Origin of the sequence: Actinocorallia libanotica, from assembly GCF_039525175.1 — a bacterium.
Lineage (GTDB): Bacteria > Actinomycetota > Actinomycetes > Streptosporangiales > Streptosporangiaceae > Actinocorallia > Actinocorallia libanotica.
Map to the genome: position 1 here is coordinate 13,386 of NZ_BAAAHH010000008.1, position 20,944 is coordinate 34,329.

The following is a 20,944-nucleotide window of genomic DNA, read 5'->3' on the forward strand; positions in this document are numbered from 1 at the left end:
TCCCCGGCATCCCGCATATGCGGGATGCCGGGGATGTTTGTTGTGTGGGTTATCGGTGGAAGCCCCGTTGGGGGTCTCGGGGGCTGGCGTTTTTGAAGGCGTTGAACCAGGCTTCTGGGCGCATGTCGCCGATTCCGTAGTACTGGTTGATTTCTGTGTCGGGATCTTCGATGCCATCAAGTGCAAGGTCGAAGAGCTGAAGGACGTCATGGTCCTGGAACAGGCATTCCGAGCAGCCTTCCCAGTCATAGTCGTCGCGCCCGGTGGGCAGGGCGGCGTGGTCCTCGTCGAACTGGATGGTGTCTTCGTCGGCGTCGGAGTCCTCCAGTGCGAGGTGAAGTGCCATTTCTTCAGCGAAGCAGCGCGGGAGTGGCCAGTGCCCCTGCCTGAGGTCGTTGGCTAGGTCGTAGCAGGCACGGGCGAATTGGCGACGCCAATCATGGTTCTGGTTCCAAGTGATGCGGGGAAGTCTGGTGAAGGTGCCCCAGTCGGGGTGGTCTTTCTGCGCAGGTTCATCACCGAGCTCGTCGGCGTCGTCGAATGCCTGGTCAGACAGGACGCAGAGCGCTGTGTGCAGGACATCGGCTGTTCGCGGTGTCAGATGCCAAGAGGAGCAGTCCTCGCAGTCCTCTTGGTCGCAGGAGCAGTCAGGGATAGGGAAGAGCGCGGCGAAATCCGGAGGTTGGTGTTTCTGCTCATCTCCCTTGTGGGGGGCGAGGAACTCCCCGCTCATCTCGTTGCCGAGACCTTCTGCTCCTGGGATCTGGGGGTAGTCGGCCAGCGTCATGACAGCGCCGACGAGGTCGTCAGGGTCGTGATCAGAGTGGGGCATGGGCTCCCAGCCGGCTGCGCGGGCGGCTGTGAAGAGGCGATTCGGTTCGTAGACATGGAGTTCGAGCATGCTGGTGATGCGGACAACGCGACCAGGGAGGTCTGCGAGACGGTCCCTTGAGGAATGTTCGGGGTCCTCATCGGAGGAAACCTCTTCGTCCTCGTCTTCGAGTATGTCGAACGGACTCCTACTCGACGCCGCTCTTCGGTCGGGGTGGAGTGGCCAGGTTCCAGCCAGCGCGTGGTCCGCGTAGTGCTTCAGGGCTGAGGCCTGTTCGTCGGGAAGAGAAGCCAGAAGACGTCCGACAGCAGCTTGCAGGTGGGAACTGGGCCCCTGGAACCAGGCCGAGTGAAGCAGGCAGGAGACCTCCTCAGCGGTCTCGGCGTCTGCGCAAACGAAGATCGATTGAAGGGACGCTGGTCCTTCGTTGATGGAGACCAGCGCGAGCACCCGACTCGCCTTTGCGGTGTGCTCGCAGTGGAATGCCAACGGCACGTCCGTCATCTGCGCCTCCACGGCTCTGTGATCCACATGCGGTGAGTCTCGCACTTCGATGCGTTGGGTAGCGGGGAAACCGTGGGGACGCATTGGGGACAGGTAGCCGATCATGCTCGCTACGGGCCGGTGCGAGCCGGACAAAACCGGGTGATCGTCCAACGCAAAAGCTCTGGCCATCTGCGTGATGACCAGAGCTCACCTGCTGCGCACCCGAAGGGATTCGAACCCCTAACCTTCTGATCCGTAGTCAGATGCTCTATCCATTGAGCTACGGGTGCCCGTTGCGTCTGCCGCTTGCGGCTGGTGCAACGAGAGATGAGCATACCGGGTGTTGGGCGGGTAGGCGAATCGGTTTCGTGGGCGGGGCTCGGTGGGAGTGGGGTGGGGGGTTGTGCCGCTATGTGAAGGGCGGGGAGTGGACGTTTTTGGGGGAACCCTGGACGTGGTGGGGGGGTGGGTGTATTCAGGAAGCCGTTTGTGAGGTGGAGCACGCATGCCCAGATGGTCTGCGTTCGTTCCCGAGATCGACCGGGGGTTGGTTCGGGGGCTGAACGACGGCGAGGAGAACGCGCTCGCGAGGCTCTATGACCTCTATGTCGAACAGATGTTTGATTATGCGGTCTCGCTGGTGGGGGAGGGGCGGGCCGCGGAGGTGCTGGTGCACGACGTCTTCATCGACGCGGCGCGGCGGGGGCCTCGGTTGCGGGACCGGGGGCGGTTCCGGGCCTGGTTGTACGCGGCGGTGCGGCGGCGGGGGATGGAGCGGAGCCGGACCAGGGGGCCGGCCTGGGAATGGGATCTGCCGGGGGTGGGGGATTTCGGGGGGCTCTCGGTCGACGAGGGGCGGAGGGTGCTCGAAGGGGCGCTCGACAGGATGTCGCTCAGCGATCAGGACCTGCTGCTGCTGACGTTCCGGCACGGGGTGGTCGCGGCGGATCTGGCGGCGGTGCTGGGGGTGTCGCCGTTCAAGGCGGCGGCGCTGGTGGGGAGGGCCAGGAGCCGGGGCGAGGCGGCGCTGGAGGCGCAGCTGCGGGCCCGGGAGAAGCGGTGCCAGCGGGAGCGGGGGGAGAAGCCCCAGGAGGGGCATCGGCGGGGGTGCGCGGAGTGTCGGCGGCGGGCCGGGGTGTCGTTGCCGCTGCTGCTGGAGGCGCCGCCCGCGCCGGTTCCGCCGCCGGGACTGCGGCACCGGGTGCTGCACACGGGGACCGACCCCGAGCTCGCGGGGTACCGCGCCGACATCGCGGGGAAGGGCGGGAACCTCACGCCGGAGGGGATGCCGCGCCAGCCGGACGTGCCTTCGCCGCTGGGGAGGCGCTGGCTGCTGGCGGGCAGCGGGATGACGGGGACGTTCGTGGTGGCGCTCGTCACGACGTTCCTCATCGGGCCGAACCTGGGGTGGCCGGGGCTCACCTGGCCGCCGCTGCCGGGCGGGGAGACGGAGCAGCCGGTGGTGACCAAGCCCACGGTCCCGTACGAGGCGCCGGTGCGGCCGCGCCACGAGGGGCCGCCGGGAGTTCCGGACGTGACACACATGTCCACTTCGTCGCCGCCCTCGCAGGTGGAGAACGACTTCCCGGCGCCGGAGATCACCCAGTACGGCACGCCGACCCCCATGGGCTCTCCGGAGCCGTCCTCGTCGGTGACGCCGCCGCAGCAGCCGCAGCCGGTCCCGAACCCCTCCGAGGAGGGCCACGCGGAGCCGCCGCCCTCGCCGTCGCCGTCGGAGCAGAAGCCGCAGGCGCCGATCATCATGGTGGCGCCGACGGAGATCCGGGTGGACACCCCGCTGGTGGAGATCGGCGCGAACCGGTCGGCGGAGATCCGGTTCCAGGCGTTCAACGGCCCCGTCACCTGGCAGGCGGCCACCGACAGCGGCAAGATCACCCTGGACGCGGAGAACGGCGTCCTGCCCGAGGGGCAGACCGAGGCCCTGCGCGTCCGCCTCCCCCTCAGCATCGTCCGCCTGGCCGGCTCGGCCGTCGTCTCGATCACCAACGTGGACAACGGCGCCCAGTCCCAGGTGACCGTCCGCTGGGGCCTGGGCCTCCTCTAGCCGACGACGGACCGAAGCTCAGCCGCCCGCTGCCCGCCGCCCGATCGACCGGTCACCAACCAGCCGCTGATTGACCGGCCGACCGACCGTCCACTGACCAGTCGCTGGTCGACCGGCCACCGACCGGTCGACGGTCGACCGGCCGCTATCCGCCCGCCGGACCCCGCCCGCCGACCGCCGCTCGATCGACCGGCCGACCGGTCACCAACCAGCCGCCCGCTAGACCGGCCACCGACCAGCCGCTGGTCGACCGGCCGACCGACCGTCCACCGGCCAGCCGCCGGTCCGACCGGCCGCTACTCGTCCTCCGGACCCCGCCCGCCGCCGGAAGGGCGCCGCAACGAGCGGGGACGCACCTTCCCCAGCCCCTGGAGCGACCGCGACTTGAGCCGCTTCAGCACATATCCGGCGCCCTCCAGCGCCTCGGCCATCTCCGGGCTGACGAGCACCGTCCCCGGGTGCGCGACGGCCGTCAGCCGCGCCGCCATGTTCACCGGCGTCCCGAAGACGTCCCCCAGCCGCAGGATGACCTCCCCGTGGGCCGCGCCCACCCGCACCTGCGGGAAGTCCTCTCCGGAGGCCAGCTCCGAGATCCGCAGCGCGATCTCCGCCCCCGCCTCGGCGTCCGGCGCGGTGAACAGCACCTCGTCCCCCAGCGTCTTGATCACCCGTCCGCCGTGCGCGGCGATGACGGCGGCCGTCTCGGTCTCGAACCGGTCGATGAGCTCGGCGAGCCCGTCCGCGTCGAGCCGGCGGCTGAGCCGGGTGAACGAGACGATGTCGGCGAACCCGACGGCGAGCGTCGCGGTGCCCGCGCCGGGGTCGGCGGTGGCGGAGGCGGCGCCGGTGAGCGCGCCGACGCCGACGGCGGCGAGCTGCCGCCGCCAGCCGCGCAGCAGGAGGTTCTCGAACTTGGGCCGCAGCTCCGCGCTGGCCGCCAGCGCGCCGGCGACGGTCTCGTCGGTGACGGGGTCGCCGGGCTTCACGAGGTGTTCGGCGAGGCGCTCCAGCCACACCTCGCCGAGCCAGTGCGCGAGCCGGCTCATCGTCTGGCCCACGCCGCGGGACAGCTGCAGCACCATGTCCTCGTCGACGTACTCGTGTTCGAGCAGCTCGCGGATGGTGCGCATGGCGACGACGTCCTCCTCGGTGAAGGCGGGCGTGTCGTCGGGCGGGGTGGGGAAGCCGAGCGCGGACCAGATCCGCAGCCCGAGCTCCAGGTCGATGCCGGACTTCTCCACCACGTCGTGGAGGCCGAACAGCAGGGGTTCGCCGAGCAGGAGTTCCTCGACCGCGCGCGTCTCCGCCATGACAGGCCACCACCGTTACATCAGACAATGTCTCATTCCCGTCAGGCGTAAGATTCTTACGCCGGGGACACCAGGTCAAGCGGGGGAGCGGGAGATGCGCGAGTACCGGATAGACGAGCTGGCGCAGACCGCCGGGACGACGGTGCGCAACATCCGCTCCTACCAGGACAGGGGCCTCCTCCCGTCGCCGCGCCTGCAGGGCAGGGTCGGCATCTATGACGATGCTCACCTCGCCCGCCTCCGCCTCATCGGCCAGATGCTGGAGCGCGGCTACACCCTGGCCAACATCGCCGACCTCGTCGCCGCCTGGGAGGCGGGCCGGGACGTGGGCGACGTCCTGGGCCTGGAGCAGGTCCTCACCGACCCGTGGTCCGACGAGATCCCCGCGTGGCTGTCCTTCACCGAGCTGGTCGAGGTCTTCGGCCCCGACCGCGGCTCCGCGGAGATCGACGCCCTGCTGGCGCGCGCCGTGGAGCTCGGCCTGGTCGAGCCGGAGGGCGACCGCTTCCGCGCCCCCAGCCCCCGGCTCCTGCACGTCGGCGCGGAGCTCGTGGCCAACGGCGTCCCCCTGGAGGCGGTGCTGGACATCGCCGACGAGATCCGCCGCGACTGCGAGGTCATCGCCGGCCGCTTCGTGGACCTGGTGAACGAGCACGTCATAGCCGACTCCGACCTGCTCGGAAAGGACGCCGTGCGCGTCGCGGAGGTCGTCCGGCGCATGCGTCCGCTCGTCCAGATGGTGGTGAACCCGTTCGTCGCCCGCGCGATGGAGAAACGGGTGCGCGCCGAATTGGGCGACAAACTGGAGTTCCTTCTCGAAACCGAGGAGAAAGACACAGTGCTATAGGTCGTGAGGAACTGCGGTATCCGCATGATTCCGAGTACCGTCGCACACGACGGTCCGTCGGAGAAGGGGATGTCGTGAAACTCGTGACCCGCCGGCAGTGGGGCGCCCGCTCGGCGCGCTCCCAGGCCGGATACCTGGCCTCGACCCGCGGCGTGAAGGTCCACTACACCGGCAGCTACGTGGACCCGCGCCTGGCCGATGACCACGGCCGCTGCGCGGCGATGATGCGCCAGATCCAGAACGGCCACATGGACGGCAACGGCTGGAACGACATCGGATACAGCTTCGCCGTGTGCCCGCACCGCTACGTCTACGAGGGCCGCGGCCTGCACGCCCTCCCGGCCGCCAACGGCCCCGGCCTCAACACGGGCCACTACGCGGTCCTCGGCATGGTCGGCAACAAGGGCCTCGTCACCCCCACGGACGACATGCTGCACGGCATCCGCGACGCCATCGAGCACGTCCGCGCCAAGGGCGGCGCCGGCGGGGAGGTCAAGGGGCACCGAGACGGCTACTCCACCGACTGCCCCGGCGCGAAGCTCTACGCCTGGGTGAAGCGGGGGGCTCCCCGACCCAAGGGCGGCGGCACCCCGCCGAAGCCCCCCGCACCGCCCGAGGACGTGCTGGAGATCCTGTTCAACGCGGGGATCAGGAAGCCCCTGACGGTCCCGCCGGGCGGCCGGGTGTCCGTTCCGTGGGAGGCCGAGTACGCCGACCCGTCGAACGTGCACGGCGGCGGCCCCTCCTGGACGCCCAAGGCCAAGGAGTGGGCGCTGGTCACCCTCGGCACGGTCGTGGACGGCCAGGCCGCGGGCGAGAAGCTGAAGCACGTCCTCGCCGAGTACGAGAAGGGCGGGTCGGCGCGGGTCAAGGACCACTTCGGCGAGGACAAGATCGGCGACGGCACGAGGGTGGAGTACACCCTCTCGGGGCTGATGTGGCTCAGGGACGACCGCGGCTACCGCGTCGACCTGGTCAACGAGGGCGCCCGTCCGGTGACGGTGACCAAGGCCCACCTGCGCGTCGCCCGCTGAGCCGTCGGGGCGCCTACTCCCGGTCGAGCACCAGGCTGAGCGCCCAGCCGACGACCGCGACGACGATCGCGCCCCACAGCGCGGGCCAGAACCCGTCGACGGCGAAGGGCAGGTCGACCTGCTCGGCGATCCAGCCGGTGAGCATCAGGAGCAGGGCGTTGACGACCAGCCCGAACAGGCCGAGCGTCAGCACGTAGAAGGCGCAGCCGAGCGTCTTGATGATCGGCTTGAGCAGGGCGTTGACGATGCCGAAGATGGCGGCGACGGCGACGAGCGTGACGCCGCGTTCGATGTTGTCGCCGCCTTCGACGCTGATCCCGTCCAGGAAGTAGGCGGCCGCGGCCAACGAGGCCGCGGTGATGATGATTTTGATCAGAATATTCACATCTGAGAGCGTGGCATGACCCGTCCGGGCAGGTCATCACTCCCCATGATGAACTTTCACACCACCGGAAGCAGGAGGGCCGAGGGGCGGCCGGGGTCGTGGAAGACCTCCTGCTCGGCGGCGACCGCCTTGCGGGCCGAGCCGATCGGCTCGCCGGTGCCCGGGTTGCTGGCGATCTTCGGGTAGGCGCCGCTGCTGACGTGGACGCGCAGCCGGTGGCCCTTCTTGAACCGGTGGCCGATGGGCCACAGCTCCAGGTCGATGCGGCGCACGCCCTCGCCGTCGGGGGGCGCGTTCTCCTCGTTCAGCCGCAGGCCGCCCTCGCAGACGTTCTTGGACGTGCCGTCGGGGGAGACGTCGCACAGCCGGACGATGAAGTCGGTGTGCGGGCGGGACGAGCGGATGAACAGCTCCGCCCCGACCGGCCCGATCAGCTCCAGGTCGGACTTCAGCTCCTCGGAGGTGAAGACCAGCACGTCCGGACGGCGTTCGGCGGGCCGCTGGTCGACCGGGCGGCTGAGGCCCAGCAGGGTCGGTCCGCCGTAGGCGGGCGTGGGGTCGACCGGGTCGTAACGGTAGGTGTCGGGCGGGCAGGAGCGCGGCGTGTCGGGCCGGAAGCCGCGCCCGGCGTGCAGGTGCCAGCGGTGGATCTTCATGCCGGGCACCGGCCAGTCGTCGAACTCGCGCCACGCGCCGGCCCCGGTGATGAAGAGCCGGACGGGCCGTTCGCGCAGCCCGCCCTGGTCGCCCTTGAGGTGGGCTCGGAACCAGCCGAGGGACTCGCGGACGGCGACCAGCCCGTGCCGCGGGTCGGCGTGCCACCAGGGCCCGATGGTGAGCTGGGGCCGCTGGCCGCACTCCCGCATGGCCAGGTAGTCCTTGATCATCCAGGGCAGGAAGACGTCGTACCAGCCGCCGACCATCGCCGCGGCGGGCAGCTCCTCGCAGATCGCCGAGGTGTGCACCCGCCCGTCCCAGAACGGGTTCTCGGCCAGTCCGTGCCCGGTGAGCAGCTCCTGGAAGAACGGCACGTTGCCGCCGGTGGTGAAGGCGTCCAGCTCCTCCAGCGGCAGCCCGGCCCGGATGGCGCGGGTGGCGCGCCGCCGCATCCGGATCAGCTCCAGCGGGTTCTCGATCTTGGAGGTGACCGAGACCCAGCCCAGCGTGGACTCCAGGGCGAACGAGCCGCCGATGTAGATCGCGTCACGGAACTGGGAGGCGGTCACCGACAGCGCCATCGCCTTGTGCTCGGGCCCGGAGCGGGCGGCCACCGCCCACTGGGTGTGCCCCAGGTAGCTGGGCCCGTAGGTGGCGAAGGAGCCGTGGAACCACGGCTGGCGCTTGAGCCACTCCACGGTGGCCAGTCCGTCGACCTGCTCGTTGAGGGGGTCGAACTGCCCGCCGGAGCCGAAGGTCCCGCGCACGCTCTGCACGACGATCTGGTAGCCGAAGTAGGCGAACGGGTAGCCGTTGATCGCCCCGGTGACGCCGCGCCGCCCGTACGGGGTGCGCACGAGGATCGTCGGGGGGTTCTTCACCCCCACCGGGACGTACCGGTCGGTCAGGAGCTTCACCCCGTCGGGCATGACGACGGGGATGTCCTTGACGTGGGACACGCGGTAGTGCGGCCGGGGCAGGGCGGGGAGGTTAGGCAGGCCGGGGATCCCGGGCAGGTGAGGAAGGCGCAGCAGGTCGGGGACGCTGAGGCGATCGGTCAGTGCCATGGGGACCTCCCCTGGTGAGACGGCTGTCTCTGATGCGTTGCTCCTCGTTACATAGAAGTAACAATAGCCGTTTTTCGATCAGTCTGTCTGCCAGGTCACATCGCATGCTTAACCGAACGTGACAAGTTCCTGGCCCATCCCATGGAGTCAGGTGATAAGTATTACTGACTGGTAGCTACCCGGTCACTGAGCGGTAACGGCCGGAGGCTAGGGTGTGGGGCAAAAATCGCGTCGTCGGGAGCCAGGGGAGAGCCGTTGTTCTATCGCTTCATGAGGCTGGTGGTGCCGCCTCTTTTCCGGCTGTTGTTCCGACTTCGGGTGGAGGGCAAGGAGAACATTCCCGCCCGCGGGCCGCTCATCGTCGCCAGCAACCACCTTTCCTTCATCGACAGCTACGTGATCCCGATCGCCCTGCTCCCGCTGAAGGTCGTGTTCCTGGCCAAGGCCGAGTACTTCGAGACCAAGGGCTTCAAGGGCCGGATCAGCCGCTGGTTCTTCACCTCCCTGGGCATGATCCCGGTGGCCCGCGGCGACGGCGCCTCGGCGCTGAGCTCGCTGGAGCAGTCCGCGGAGATCGTCAACGGCGGCGCCGTCCTCGGGATCTACCCCGAGGGCACCCGCTCCATCGACGGGCGGCTGCACCGGGGCCGCACGGGCGCCGGCTGGGTCGTCCTGGCCACCGGCGCGCCGGTCCTGCCGGTAGGCCTGATCGGCACCCAGGAGCTCCAGCCCTACGGCAGCAGGTTCCCCAAGATCGGCAGGGGCGTGACCGTGCGGATCGGCCCCGTGCTGGAGTTCGGCGACCACACCGGTGAGCCCAAGGCGCGCGCCCGCCGCGCGATCACCGACGAGATCGTCCAGGCGATCCAGAAGCTCTCCGAGCAGGAGTACGTGCCGGAGTACAACGACCACCAGAGCAAATAGCGCGGAGCGGCTGACCGCAGCGGAGCGAGGACGGGCTGCTCCGCGGGGTCCGGGGGCCCGCCCCCGGCCGGGTGGAGATCCGGGGCCGTCCGCCCGGATGGACGGGGCGCGGCGGGGGACCGGCAGTATCGTCGGTCCCATGCGGATCAAGCACCTCCTTCCCGCCGGTCTGGCGGTCCTCGTCGGGCTGGGCGGATGCGCCGGGGAGACCCGCGAACGCCCCGCCTCGGCGGGGGAGGACACCGCCTCCGCCCCCGCGGGGGCGCGGACGTACACCTCCGACCAGCTGCGCCAGGCGCTGCTCCCGGAGGTCCAGCAGTACGTCAGGGCGGGCGAGCCGGACTCGGGCGCCTACGGGATGCTCAAGCCCGTCCGCAACTTCGCCCAGCTCCAGGGCCAGGTCACCCTCGACAAGCCCAAGTGCGCCACGGCCTCCCAGGCGGTCGGCTCGGGGGGCTCGCTCGGCTCGGCGCCCGCGGCCCTGGCCACCTTCGCCCGCGCCGACGGGCAGACGATCACCCAGACGCTGCTGGCGGTCTCGGAGCTGACGGCCACCGAGGAGATCGGCCGCCGCGTCCCGGCCCTGTGCCGCACCTTCCGCACCAAGGTCGGCGGGCGGTGGTCGACCCACCAGGTGGTGGAGGCCACGCCCGACCGCAGGTTCGTCGGCGACGGCTCGCGGACCGTGGGATTGCTCACGATGAGCGGGTCCACGAAGGTGACGATGTGGTTCGTGGTGTTCAGGGGCAGGGGTTATCTGGGCACCATCAGTGTGTACGGGGCCAAGGCCTCCCGCCGGGAGGCCGAGCGGATCGGTACGCTCGCCCACGAGCAGGCCGCCCGGGTGCTCCCCTGAAAACCCGTGAACTTCGGGGGGCGCAGGGCAGTCCTATCGGACGGCGAGCGGCACGGCCGGAGATTCCGGACGGTCGGTGCATTCAGGGCCCGGTGCGATACTGGGCGGGCGCGTGCGTCTAAGGGGAAGGGACCACCCGGCAATGAGCGTTACCTACCGCGTCAAGGGCGGCAAGCAGCTGCAGGGCACCGTGTTCATCCAGGGGGCCAAGAACTCGGCGCTGCCCATGATCGGCGCGGCGCTGATGGCCTCCAAGGGACGCACGGTCCTGCGCAACATCCCGATCATCGAGGACGTGCGGCGGGCCGTCGAGCTGGCCCAGGCCGTCGGCGCCAAGGCCGACCTGCACGAGGCCGAGCGCACCCTGGTCATCGACGCCTCGGAGCTGAGCAGCCCCGTGCTGCCCGCCGAGATCGCCGCGCGCTTCCGCGGCTCCTTCCTGTTCGTCCCGGCGCTGCTGCACCGGCTCGGCGAGGCGGTGATCGAGGGCGTCGGCGGCTGCAACCTGGGGTCCCGCAACCTCGACTTCCACTACAACGGCTTCAAGCGCATGGGCGCCACGGTCACCGAGCACGACACCGACAGCGCCGACGGCGGCTACATCCACGTCAAGGTCGGCCAGCTCCAGGCCGGCACGCTGTACTGCGACACGCCCTCGCACACCGGCACCGAGAACCTCGTCATGGCCGGCGCCCTGGCGAACGGCACCACGCTGATCAAGAACTGCGCGCTGGAGCCCGAGGTCCTGGACAACATCGACTTCCTGCAGCGCATGGGCGCCCAGATCGAGGGCGGCGGCACCGGCTTCATCCGGGTCACCGGCGTGGAGGAGCTCACCGCGGTCGAGCACACCGTGATGCCCGACCGCATCGACGCGGGCGTGCTGGTCATGGCCTGCGCGGTGACCGGCGGCGAGGTCAGCCTGGTCGGCGCGGAGCTGGAGCACCTGGGCGTGGCGGTCGACAAGCTCGAGCAGATGGGCGTGGAGTTCAGCCAGCAGGGCGCGGTGCTGCAGGTGCGCCGCGAGCGCCCGCTGCGCCCGATCAACGTCATCACCGACGAGTACCCGGGCTTCGCCACCGACCTCCAGTCGCCGATCATGGCGCTGGCCACCCAGGCCGTCGGCGAGTCCTACATCTACGAGCGCATCTTCGACAGCCGCTTCCAGCTGGCCGAGGAGCTGATCCGGATGGGCGCCTCCATCGAGGTCGCCGGCAACCAGCGGGCCAAGGTCTACGGGCAGACGCCGCTGCGCGGCGCCCAGACCGTCGCCCACGACCTGCGCTCGGGCGCGGCGCTGGTGCTGGCGGGCCTGGTCGCCGAGGGCGAGACCGAGATCAGCCAGGCGTACTACATCGACCGCGGCCACTCGAACTTCGCCGAGCGGCTCACCGCGCTCGGCGCCGACGTGCAGCGCGAGACCGCCTGACACCGTCCGGATTCGGTCACCTTCCGGCCCGGCTATAAACCCCTTAAGCCCCTTCACAGCCCATGATCCGCACTTTAGGGTGCGTGTTCATGGGCTGTGTGTGCTGACCGGAACCTGACCCTTCGGTAAGGAATTTCTGTCCGCACCCTTCCTTAGGTTACTTTTTCGCCGCACTCTTGATTCGGTTTCGCGTCAGAGAGCCACATCCAGGGGCGGATGCGTGATCCGCCTGAAGAGGATGGAGAACCCGCGAAGTCGCGGGCGAATTACACAGGGCAACGTGGGCGGCCGAGAGGCAGGGGCGCATGAGTGGACCGCGGACGGGTGCTGCGATGACCCCGGACCTGACCATCGGTGTCGTGGGACCCCATGATCTCGTCGAACGCGTCATGCTGATGGGCCACGGGCCCACTCCCGTGCCCAGCCGCCTGGTGGCCGCGGCCTACCGGGACGAGCAGGAGGCCGCCGACAAGGTCGTGAAGCTGGGCGCGGGCGTCGACGTCTGCCTCTTCGCCAGCCCCGTCCCCTACGACTTCGCGCGCAAGGCCGGCGTGCTGAGCATGCCGGCGACGTACGTGCCGCTGAACGGCGCCGCGCTGCAGGGCGCCCTGCTGCGGGCCGCGCTGGACGAGCGCTTCGACCCCGCCCGGGTGAGCGTCGACGTGCTGGGCCGCGGCGAGGTCGAGGAGGCCTTCGCCGAGGTCGGCCTGCCCACCGACCAGGTGCACCTGCGCGAGGAGGTCGCCGGGCCCGGCACGCTGGCCGCCTTCCACGAGCGGCTGTGGCGCCGCGGCCTCACCAGCGTCGCGCTCACCTGCGTGCACGCCACCGCCGAGCGCATGGAGCTGGCGGGCGTGCCCACCCTGCGCATCCGCCCGACCGGCGCGGCCATCCGCAGCTCGCTGCAGACCGCCGCGCTGCTGGGCGCCCACCACCGGCTGGAGGAGTCCCAGCTCGTCGTGGTGCTGGTGGACGTGCCCACGCTGCGCGAGTCGCCGCGCCGGGTCACCCCCCGCTACTGGCGGGAGGAGCTCAAGCTGGCGCTGCACCGGGTGCTGCTGCAGGAGGCGCACCGGATGAACGCCGCGGTGTGGCCGCTGGACGACCACAGCTACCTGGTCACCGCCACCCGGGGCTCGGTCGTCTCGGGCACCGAGGGCTTCCGCACACCGCCGTTCGTGGAGCGGGTGCGCGAGGAGCTCGGCCTGGTGATCGAGGTGGGCATCGGCATGGGCCGCACCGCCCAGGAGGCCGAGACCCACGCCCGCGCCGCGCTGGCCCGCTCCCAGACCTCCCAGCGGGCGCAGGGCTTCGCGCTCGACCGCGACGGGCGCGCCCTGGTGCCCGCGCCGCGCCAGCCCGCGCGCGGCGGGCAACCCGCCAAGGCCAAGGGGCTGGAGACTCTGTCCCGGCTGGCCGATAAGCTCGGTGACCGGGGCGACACGGGGGCCCCGCTGATCGTCGACGCGGAGAACGCCGGCCGTATGCTGGGCGTCACACCCCGTACCGCCCGCCGGCTGCTGAGGACGCTGGTGGAAGAGGGCCTGGCCTGGCCGCTTCCCCCCAACCGCACTCCCCAGCCGGGCAGGCCCCGCCAGCTCTACCGGCTCATCGTGGAGAAGCTGGGGCCCGGGAAGAATCCCGTGTAACACTTGTTAAACATAAAAAGACTAAAATCCCCGCAACCACTGCGCAACGAGGTGCGTCTCAAGCTGTGATTGCGCGTGGGCTGGAGGATTCGTGGACAGCGTATGGACGGTACCCGGTTACCGGCATATCCGTGAGCTCGGCACGGGGGCGACCGGGCGGGTCGTCATGGCCGAGCACATGGAATCCGGCATCCGTGTCGCCATCAAATACCTGACCCCCGAACTCGCCCTCGACCCCGTCTTCGTGGCGCGGTTCCGCGACGAGGCGCAGCTGCTCTCCGAGCTCGAGGACCCGCACCTGGTGCAGTTCTTCGAGTACGTCGAGACCTCCACGCGGGCGGCGGTCGTGATGGAGCTGGTCGACGGGGTGAGCCTGTCCCAGATCCTCGCCGACGGCGGTCCGCTGCCGCCCGAGGCCGCGCTGGTGGTGCTCAAGGGCTCGCTGCTCGGCCTGGCCGCCGCGCACGCCTCCGGCGTCGTGCACCGCGACTACAAGCCCGGCAACGTGCTCATCGACGGCGAGGGCAACAGCCTCCTGTCGGACTTCTGCGTCGCCGTGCGGGCGGCCGAGGAGCTGCTGGCCGCCGGGACGCCCGCGTACATGCCGCCCGAGCAGTGGGCGGGCAGCCCCGTCACGGCGGCCGCCGACGTCTACGCGGCGACGGCCGTGTGCTACGAGAGCCTGACGGGCCGCCGCCCGTACGAGACGCGGACGCTGCCCGAGCTGGCGATGGCGCACGAGAGCCGCCCGGTCCCGGTGGAGAACGTGCCGCCCGGCCTGCGCGACCTCATCGCCGCGGGCATGGCCAAGGACGTGCGGAGCCGTCCGCAGAGCGCCTTCGCCTACCTGCTGGAACTGGAGATGACGGCCGGCGCCGCCTACGGCGCCGACTGGGAGGACAGGGGCCGCGCCCAGCTCAAGGCCCGCGCGCACTCGCTGGTGCTGCTGTTCCCCGTCACCCGGCCGCAGTACGAGCCGACCACCGAGGCCCTCACCACGGTCCTGGACGGCGGCACGGCGACCGCGCCGCTCCTGCTCCCCGAGGAGCCCGTGAAGTACCGGCCGAGCACCCGCATGGGCCTGGTGGCCACCGCGGCGGGCGCGGTCATGGCGCTGGTCGTCACCAGCGCGCTGCTGGCGGTCAACGCCGCCGACCGCGACCCCGTGGTCCAGCAGGCGGGGCCGGCGAGCCAGACCACGCCGACCGCGCAGACCGGCGGTGAGGTGCCCACCGGCGACCCCGACGCGGCACGCCCGGCCGGGGACCGGCCGTCCATCACCGTGACGGTCACCGCCTCGCCCTCGGGTTCGCCCTCCGCCGCCGACCCGACGACGACCGGCCCGGCCAAGCCCGGCTCCCCCTCGCCCGGTCCCAAGCCGTCCGAGACCGACTCCCCCGACCCGGACCCGACCGACGAGGAGCCGCCGGTCGAGGAGCCCGAAGAGCCGGTCGACCCGGGTCCGACCGACTCCGAGAAGCCCACCGACCCGGTGGACCCGCCCACCGATCCGACCGACCCCACGGACCCCACCGATCCGACGGACCCCACGGACCCGACGGACCCGGGTGGGACGCCGACGGACCCGGGCACGCCGACCGAGCCCGAGGTGCCGGGCACGCCGACGAACCCGGGTGACGGTCCGACGAGCTCCAAGACGCCCGCGGCGCTGTCGGACGGCGGCGTCCTGGCCCAGTGAGGCACGAGGAGCCGGAGGCCACCCGCGGCGACGTCCCCGTGGACGCGACGCGCCAGGACCCGGGCGGCCCGCGTCGCCCCCTGGACGCCTACGGCCACCCGCCCGCTCCGCCGGAGGCCGGTCGGCCGGAGGCGGGGCGGCTCCCGACGGACCGTCCCCCGGCGGACCGGCCCTCGGCGGACCGGTCCCCGGCGGACCGGACCTCGTCCGTCGGGTCTCCGACAGGCCGACCCCTGTTCGCCCGGCCCCTGTTCGCCCGATTCTCGACCGCCCGATTCTCGACCGCCCGGTCCTCGACCGCCCGGTCCTCGACCGTGCGGTCTCCGTCCGACCGGGATCCCGCGCAGGACGTGCCCAGGATGTGGGATCCGGCCACCGCCACCCGGCGCCGGCGCCGTTCGCGTCTCGCCTCCTGGGCGAGCATCGCGGTGTCCCTGGCCGTCATCGGCGGCGTCCTGCTGTGGGCGCAGGCCCGGGGGCAGACCCCCGTCGAGGTGCTGAAGGCGCGGGTCGAGGCACCCGAAGGGCTGCTCGCGTGCGACAGGGCCAGCCGGTCGCGCACGGTGCGGCTGACGGCGACGCTCACCCTGAACGGCGGCACGGGTGACGTCCGCTACCGCTGGCGGCAGAGCGACCGCGCGCCGGGCGCGTTCACCACCGTCACGGTCCCCGCCGGACAGGAGACCCTCGTGGTGCCGCTCGACTGGCAGGTGAGCGGCCCCGGCCGCACGAGGCTCACCGGGACCTTCGAGGTGGAAACGCCGTCCGCACAGGAGGCCTCAGCCTCGTTCGAGTACACCTGCCGCTGACGCCGCGACGGCCAGGAACGCGTCGTTCTCCTCGGGTGAGCCGATGGAGACGCGCGCGCCCTCGCCGGCGAACGGCCGGACGCTCACCCCGGCGGCCTCGCAGAGCGCGGCGAACTCCAGGGTGCGCTCGCCGAGCCGCAGCCACACGAAGTTGCCCTGGGACGGCACGATCGTCCAGCCCTGCCCGCGCAGCGCCGTGATGACGCGGTCGCGCTCGCCCACCGTGCCCGCGACCCGCTCCAGCAGCTCGCCTTCGGCCGCCAGGGAGGCGATCGCGGCGGTCTGCGCGAGGCTGTTCACGCTGAACGGCAGGTACACCTTGCGGATGGCCTCGGCGATGACCGGGTGCGCCACCAGGAAGCCCACGCGCAGCCCCGCCAGCCCGTACGCCTTGGAGAACGTGCGCACCACCGCCACGTTCGGGCGGGTGGGGTAGATCTGCAGGCCGTCGGGGACGTCGGAGTCCGTCAGGTACTCGCGGTACGCCTCGTCCAGCACGACCAGCACGTCCTGGGGGACGCGGTCGAGGAAGGACTCCAGCTCGGCGCGGCGCACGACCTCGCCGGTCGGGTTGTTGGGGTTGCAGACGAGGATCATCCGGGTCGCCGGGGTGATCGCGGCGAGCATCCCCTCCAGGTCGTGCCGCTCGTCGGCCAGCAGCGGGACCCGCACCGAGGTGGCGCCCGACAGGTCGGCCAGCACCGGGTAGGCCTCGAACGAGCGCCAGGCGTAGACCACCTCGTAGCCGGGCTCGGCGACCGCCTCGAAGAGGTGCTGCGCCACGCCGACCGAGCCGCAGCCGACCGCGACGTGCTCCTCGGGCACCCCGTGGTGCCGGGCGATCGCGGAGATCAGCTCGGCGCAGGCGTTGTCGGGGTAGCGGTTGACCTGCAGGGCCGCCTCGCCGATGGCCGTCAGCACGGACGGGAGCGGCGGGTGGGGCGACTCGTTGGAGGAGAGCTTGAACGAGCGTCCGTCAGGGGCGGTGACCCTCCGGCCCGGCTTGTAGGCCTGGACGCGGTCGAGAACGGAACGGAAACGCGGGCTCATCTCGGCTCTCTCCTCTGCACGGTTGTGCACACTTTATGCCTCGCACCCAGGTCCCGCGCCGTGCCTCGGGCTCAGGCGCTGGGCCGCAGCATCGGCGGGTGGAGCTGCACCGCGCCGCCCCGCCGGAAGAGCCGGGCGGGGCGGCCGCCGTCCCGGGTGGTGGTCGTGCCGGTCGGGACCAGGAACCTGTCGGCGCCCGTCACCTTGCGGTGGAAGTTCCGCGGGTCCAGCGGGGTGCCCCAGACGATCTCGTACACCCGGCGGAGCTCGGCGACGGTGAACTCCGGCGGGCAGAACGCGGCGGCCAGCGGGGTGTACTCCAGCTTGGACCTGGCGCGTTCGACGCCGTCGCGCAGTATCCGCCGGTGGTCGAAGGCGTTCTCCTCCCGGGCGAGCAGCACGTCCACGGGCTTCCACGTCACCTGGGCGCGGGAGGACGCCGGCAGGTTCGGGGCCAGGCCGAGGTAGGTCACGCTGACCACGCGCTGGCGCGGGTCGCGGTCGGGGTAGCCGAAGGTCGCCAGCTGCTCCAGGTGGATGCGGACGTCGGCGAGCCCGGCCTTCTCGTCCATGACGCGGGCCGCGGCCACCGGGAGGTCCTCGTCGAGCTGGATGAAGCCGCCGGGCAGCGACCAGCAGCCGCGGTAGGGCTCACTGTCGCGCATCCAGGTCAAGGCGCACAGCCGCTGCTCCCGTACGGTGAGGATGACGAGATCGACCGTGAGCGCGACCCTGGGCACTGACATGCCACAGAACCTATCCGGTGGGACGGACTCGCGTGCCCCATCCGGATGATCAAGCCGCTCAGGCCCAGGAGCGGCCGGTGAGCCTCTCATATGCCTCGATGTACTTGGCGCGGGTCTGCGCGACGATGTGCTCGGGCAGCGCGGGCGGCTCGGCGCCGGAGGCCGGGTCCCAGCCGGACTCGGGGGAGACCAGCCAGTCCCGGACGAACTGCTTGTCGAAGGACTTCTGGGAACGGCCCGGCTCCCAGTCGTCGGCAGGCCAGAACCGGGAGGAGTCGGGCGTGAGCACCTCGTCGCCCAGCACCAGCCCACCGTCCCGCAGCCCCAGCTCGATCTTGGTGTCGGCGACGATCACCCCGCGCTCCCGGGCGAGCTCGGCGCCGCGCCGGTAGACCTCCAGCGTGATCTCCCGCAGCTGCTTCGCGAGCTCCGCGCCGACCGCGCCCTCGACCTCCGCGAACGTCATCGGCTCGTCGTGCCCGCCGACCGCGGCCTTCGTCGTCGGGGTGAAGATCGGCTCGGGCAGCCGAGAGCCGTCCACCAGCCCCTCCGGCAGCGCCACCCCGCACACCTCGCCGCTCCGGCGGTACTCCTTGAGCCCGCCGCCGGTCAGATAACCGCGCGCCACGCACTCCACGGGGACCATGTCGAGCCGCTTGACGACGACGGCCCGCCCCGCCCACTCCGCGGGCGCGCCCTCGGGCAGCCCGGTGGAGACCACGTGGTTCGGCACGACATCGGCCAGCTGCTCGAACCACCACAACGACAGCTGCGTGAGGACCTTCCCCTTGTCGGGGATCGGCGTCTCCAGCACGTAGTCGTAGGCCGAGATCGAGTCGCGGGCCACGATGAGCAGCTCACCGCCCGGCAGCTCGTAAAGATCGCGGACCTTGCCGCTGTGCAGGTGCTTCACGCCTTGTTCTCCAGAACTTCCACCGGATCGCCGACCCTGAGGGTACCGGTCACGCGGGGTATCGCGTTCTGCCCGAACATCGCCTGGCGCTGACCCTCGAACTCGCGGGCGCGGTAGCGGGCGAGGGTGGCCAGGGGCTGGCGGCCCTTCACGCCGGTCTCCTGGTCGACCGTGGTGATCACGCACCGTCCGCAGGGCTTGATGAGCTCGATCTCGGCCTCGCCGACCCGCAGCCGCCGTACCTCGTCCTCGCCGAACGCGCCCAGGCCCGAGAAGACCAGGTTGGGGCGGAACCTGTTCATCGGCACCGGCTCGTCCAGATGCTCGTTCAGGTCGTCCAGGGACTCCTGGGAGAGCACCAGCAGCGGGTAGCCGTCCGCGAAGGCCAGCTCGCCCCCGCCCCGGCTCGTCTCGCGGCGCCCGGTGAAGCGCACCAGGCGGCACTCCAGCCCGAGGAAGTCCGAGAAGTAGGCGGCCGCCTCGTTCCCCTGGTCCGCTCCGAGGCAGGGCCTGCCGTGGACGCTGACCGTCCGTACGTCCCCGTCGTCCACGGCCTTGTGGACGAACTCGTTGACGCCCAGCACCTCACCGTCGTACGCCGTCCGCAGCAGCGCCATCCGCGGATGTCTGCGCTGCGACAGGAACGCGCCCTCGGAGTCGACCAGCATGAACTCCCGGTCGTGCAGCAGCCCCCGCGGCGTCAGCAACGCCTCCGTCAGCGGGATCCCCGCCCCGCTCTTCAACGGATGAACGTTCAACGCGACCAGCGTGCCCATGCGCGGCCCTTCTCCTTCGGCGCAGGTCGGCCACCCGGCCGACCTTTCCCAAGGTAGTCCACTTCCCCACCGGCCACTCGGGCCGCTGTGGACGACGGGTCAGAGCCAGCCGTTGCGGCGGAAGCCGCGGTAGAGGAGGAGGCAGCCGACGGCGATGACGGCGATGACGGCGGGGTAGCTGTAGACCCAGCCGAGCTCGGGCATGTGGTCGAAGTTCATGCCGTAGATGCCGGCGATGGCGGTGGGGAGCATGAGGATGGCGCCCCAGGCGGAGATCTTGCGCATGTCCTGGTTGTCGCCGACGGTCACCTGGGTCATGTGGGCCTGGAGGATCGGGTTCAGCAGCTCGTCGCAGGCGTCGACCTGCTCGCGGACGCGGGTGAGGTGGTCCTCGACGTCGCGGAGGTACTCGCGGATCTCGTGCGGGATCGTGCGGCGGTTGCACAGGGTGCGCAGCGGGCCGGCGAGGGGGCCCACGGCGCGCTTGAGCTGGATGGTCTCGCGCTTGAGGTGGTAGATGCGGTTGGTGTCGTTGGTGCGCTCGGGGGAGAAGACGGACTCCTCGACCTCGTCGACGTCCTGCTGGACGGCCTCGGAGACCGACAGGTAGCCGTCGACGACCCGGTCGGCGACCGCGTGCAGGACGCTGGTGGGGCCCAGGGCCAGGCGCTCGGGGTCGGCCTCCAGGCGGCGGCGGACGGACGCGAGCTCGGCGTGGTCGCCGTGGCGGACGGTCACCACGAAGTCCGGGCCGCAGAAGACCATGATCTCGCCGGTCTCGACCGAGTCGACGCCGTCCCTGTCGATGTACCCGGCGGTCTTGAGGACGAAGAACTGCATGTCGTCGTACCGCTCCAGCTTGGGGCGCTGGTGGGCGTTGATGGCGTCCTCGACGGCCAGTTCCGGCAGCCCGAACAGCTCGGCGAGCCGCTCCAGCTCGCTGGACTCGGGGTCGTGCAGGCCCACCCACACGAACCCGGGCGACTCGGTGTCGGCGGGGACGAACAGCTCACCGTCCCGCACGAGGCGGATCGCGTCGGCGACGCTCTCGGTCACCACGCGCTGGCCGTCGATGTAGACGGCCCAGTCGATCACCGCGCTGCCGCGGCGGACCACCGGGTCGCAGGCGACGGGCTTGGGGTTGCGGCCGAACAGCGACAAGCCGGGGCGTACCTTGGTCATGGCCATGACGGGTTCCTTCACGCAGGACAGGGAGCCCGGACGGTCAAGGCTGAAACGCCGAAAGCGGCGCTCGACCCCCGATCAACGGAAGGAGCGCGACACGGTCGTGACCGGACCCCTGCAAGAGGTGGACTGCGGATGATGAGGCATTTCGCTGGTACTGCATGGATCACCAGTACTCATTCCGGCCACCTCCTCTCGGCTGGGGGACAGGGCGCACGAACTTCT

18 protein-coding genes and 1 tRNA gene are annotated in these 20,944 nt (G+C 71.0%); 9 read left to right on the plus strand and 10 right to left on the minus strand.

Annotated elements, in window-relative coordinates; translation table 11 throughout:
* Positions 1–49 precede the first annotated feature (49 nt).
* Both ABD140_RS12220 and ABD140_RS12225 read right to left on the minus strand, forming a co-directional pair.
* Positions 50–1,441, minus strand: a complete 1,392-nt coding sequence (locus ABD140_RS12220) for a hypothetical protein (protein WP_344240016.1) — start codon at positions 1,439–1,441, stop codon at positions 50–52.
* Positions 1,442–1,535: 94 nt separating this feature from the next.
* Positions 1,536–1,608, minus strand: a tRNA-Arg gene (locus tag ABD140_RS12225).
* A gap of 215 nt (positions 1,609–1,823) precedes the next feature.
* Between ABD140_RS12225 and ABD140_RS12230 the strand changes: the two genes are divergently transcribed.
* The gene (locus ABD140_RS12230) at positions 1,824–3,383 is read left to right on the plus strand and encodes an RNA polymerase sigma factor (protein ID WP_344240018.1); all 1,560 of its coding nucleotides are present in this window, start codon (positions 1,824–1,826) and stop codon (positions 3,381–3,383) included.
* Between the two features lie 296 nt (positions 3,384–3,679).
* Here ABD140_RS12230 and ABD140_RS12235 read toward each other — a convergent pair whose 3' ends face one another.
* Positions 3,680–4,693: an adenylate/guanylate cyclase domain-containing protein gene (locus tag ABD140_RS12235; RefSeq protein WP_344240019.1), complete on the minus strand. Its 1,014-nt coding sequence runs from the start codon at positions 4,691–4,693 to the stop codon at positions 3,680–3,682.
* Positions 4,694–4,787: 94 nt separating this feature from the next.
* On the opposite strand from ABD140_RS12235, the gene ABD140_RS12240 reads away from it, so the two are divergent.
* Positions 4,788–5,540 carry a MerR family transcriptional regulator gene (locus ABD140_RS12240; protein ID WP_344240021.1) on the plus strand — a complete coding sequence of 251 codons (753 nt, stop codon included), beginning with the start codon at positions 4,788–4,790 and terminating at the stop codon, positions 5,538–5,540.
* A 74-nt stretch (positions 5,541–5,614) separates the two neighbouring features.
* On the plus strand, positions 5,615–6,574 hold the full coding sequence (locus ABD140_RS12245; protein ID WP_344240023.1) for a peptidoglycan recognition protein family protein: 960 nt from the start codon (positions 5,615–5,617) through the stop codon (positions 6,572–6,574).
* A 13-nt stretch (positions 6,575–6,587) separates the two neighbouring features.
* Here ABD140_RS12245 and ABD140_RS12250 read toward each other — a convergent pair whose 3' ends face one another.
* Positions 6,588–6,959: a phage holin family protein gene (locus ABD140_RS12250; RefSeq protein WP_344240025.1), complete on the minus strand. Its 372-nt coding sequence runs from the start codon at positions 6,957–6,959 to the stop codon at positions 6,588–6,590.
* A 56-nt stretch (positions 6,960–7,015) separates the two neighbouring features.
* Positions 7,016–8,683, minus strand: a complete 1,668-nt coding sequence (locus tag ABD140_RS12255; RefSeq protein WP_344240027.1) for a CocE/NonD family hydrolase — start codon at positions 8,681–8,683, stop codon at positions 7,016–7,018.
* A 270-nt stretch (positions 8,684–8,953) separates the two neighbouring features.
* On the opposite strand from ABD140_RS12255, the gene ABD140_RS12260 reads away from it, so the two are divergent.
* The 6 genes from ABD140_RS12260 (at position 8,954) to ABD140_RS12285 (ending at position 16,049) form a co-directional block, all read left to right on the plus strand.
* Positions 8,954–9,607 carry a lysophospholipid acyltransferase family protein gene (locus ABD140_RS12260; RefSeq protein WP_344240029.1) on the plus strand — a complete coding sequence of 218 codons (654 nt, stop codon included), beginning with the start codon at positions 8,954–8,956 and terminating at the stop codon, positions 9,605–9,607.
* A 139-nt stretch (positions 9,608–9,746) separates the two neighbouring features.
* Positions 9,747–10,463 (plus strand): hypothetical protein, encoded by a 717-nt coding sequence (locus ABD140_RS12265; protein WP_344240031.1) that lies wholly within the window; start codon positions 9,747–9,749, stop codon positions 10,461–10,463.
* Between the two features lie 142 nt (positions 10,464–10,605).
* Positions 10,606–11,892 (plus strand): UDP-N-acetylglucosamine 1-carboxyvinyltransferase, encoded by a 1,287-nt coding sequence (gene murA, locus ABD140_RS12270; RefSeq protein ID WP_344240033.1) that lies wholly within the window; start codon positions 10,606–10,608, stop codon positions 11,890–11,892.
* 332 nt (positions 11,893–12,224) lie between these two features.
* The gene (locus ABD140_RS12275; RefSeq protein ID WP_344240035.1) at positions 12,225–13,541 is read left to right on the plus strand and encodes a transcriptional regulator; all 1,317 of its coding nucleotides are present in this window, start codon (positions 12,225–12,227) and stop codon (positions 13,539–13,541) included.
* A 91-nt stretch (positions 13,542–13,632) separates the two neighbouring features.
* Complete coding sequence (locus tag ABD140_RS12280; protein ID WP_344240037.1) at positions 13,633–15,240, plus strand: serine/threonine-protein kinase; 1,608 nt, start codon at positions 13,633–13,635, stop codon at positions 15,238–15,240.
* A 359-nt stretch (positions 15,241–15,599) separates the two neighbouring features.
* A complete protein-coding gene (locus tag ABD140_RS12285; protein ID WP_344240039.1) occupies positions 15,600–16,049 on the plus strand; it encodes a hypothetical protein in 450 nt (149 codons plus the stop codon).
* On the opposite strand, the gene hisC is transcribed toward ABD140_RS12285, so the two are convergent.
* The 5 genes from hisC to ABD140_RS12310 all read right to left on the minus strand — a co-directional run bounded on the left by hisC (position 16,020) and on the right by ABD140_RS12310 (position 20,722).
* Positions 16,020–17,099, minus strand: coding sequence for a histidinol-phosphate transaminase (gene hisC / locus ABD140_RS12290; protein WP_344240041.1), 1,080 nt, complete (start codon positions 17,097–17,099; stop codon positions 16,020–16,022). The two genes, ABD140_RS12285 and hisC, sit on opposite strands and share 30 nt — an antisense overlap.
* A gap of 71 nt (positions 17,100–17,170) precedes the next feature.
* A complete protein-coding gene (locus tag ABD140_RS12295) occupies positions 17,171–17,845 on the minus strand; it encodes an NUDIX hydrolase (protein WP_344240043.1) in 675 nt (224 codons plus the stop codon).
* A 58-nt stretch (positions 17,846–17,903) separates the two neighbouring features.
* Positions 17,904–18,758, minus strand: coding sequence for a phosphoribosylaminoimidazolesuccinocarboxamide synthase (locus ABD140_RS12300; RefSeq protein WP_344240045.1), 855 nt, complete (start codon positions 18,756–18,758; stop codon positions 17,904–17,906).
* Positions 18,755–19,534, minus strand: a complete 780-nt coding sequence (locus tag ABD140_RS12305; protein WP_344240047.1) for an MOSC domain-containing protein — start codon at positions 19,532–19,534, stop codon at positions 18,755–18,757. Before ABD140_RS12305 ends, ABD140_RS12300 begins: the two co-directional genes overlap by 4 nt.
* Positions 19,535–19,633: 99 nt before the next feature.
* Positions 19,634–20,722: a magnesium and cobalt transport protein CorA gene (locus ABD140_RS12310; RefSeq protein WP_344240049.1), complete on the minus strand. Its 1,089-nt coding sequence runs from the start codon at positions 20,720–20,722 to the stop codon at positions 19,634–19,636.
* Positions 20,723–20,944 lie beyond the last annotated feature (222 nt).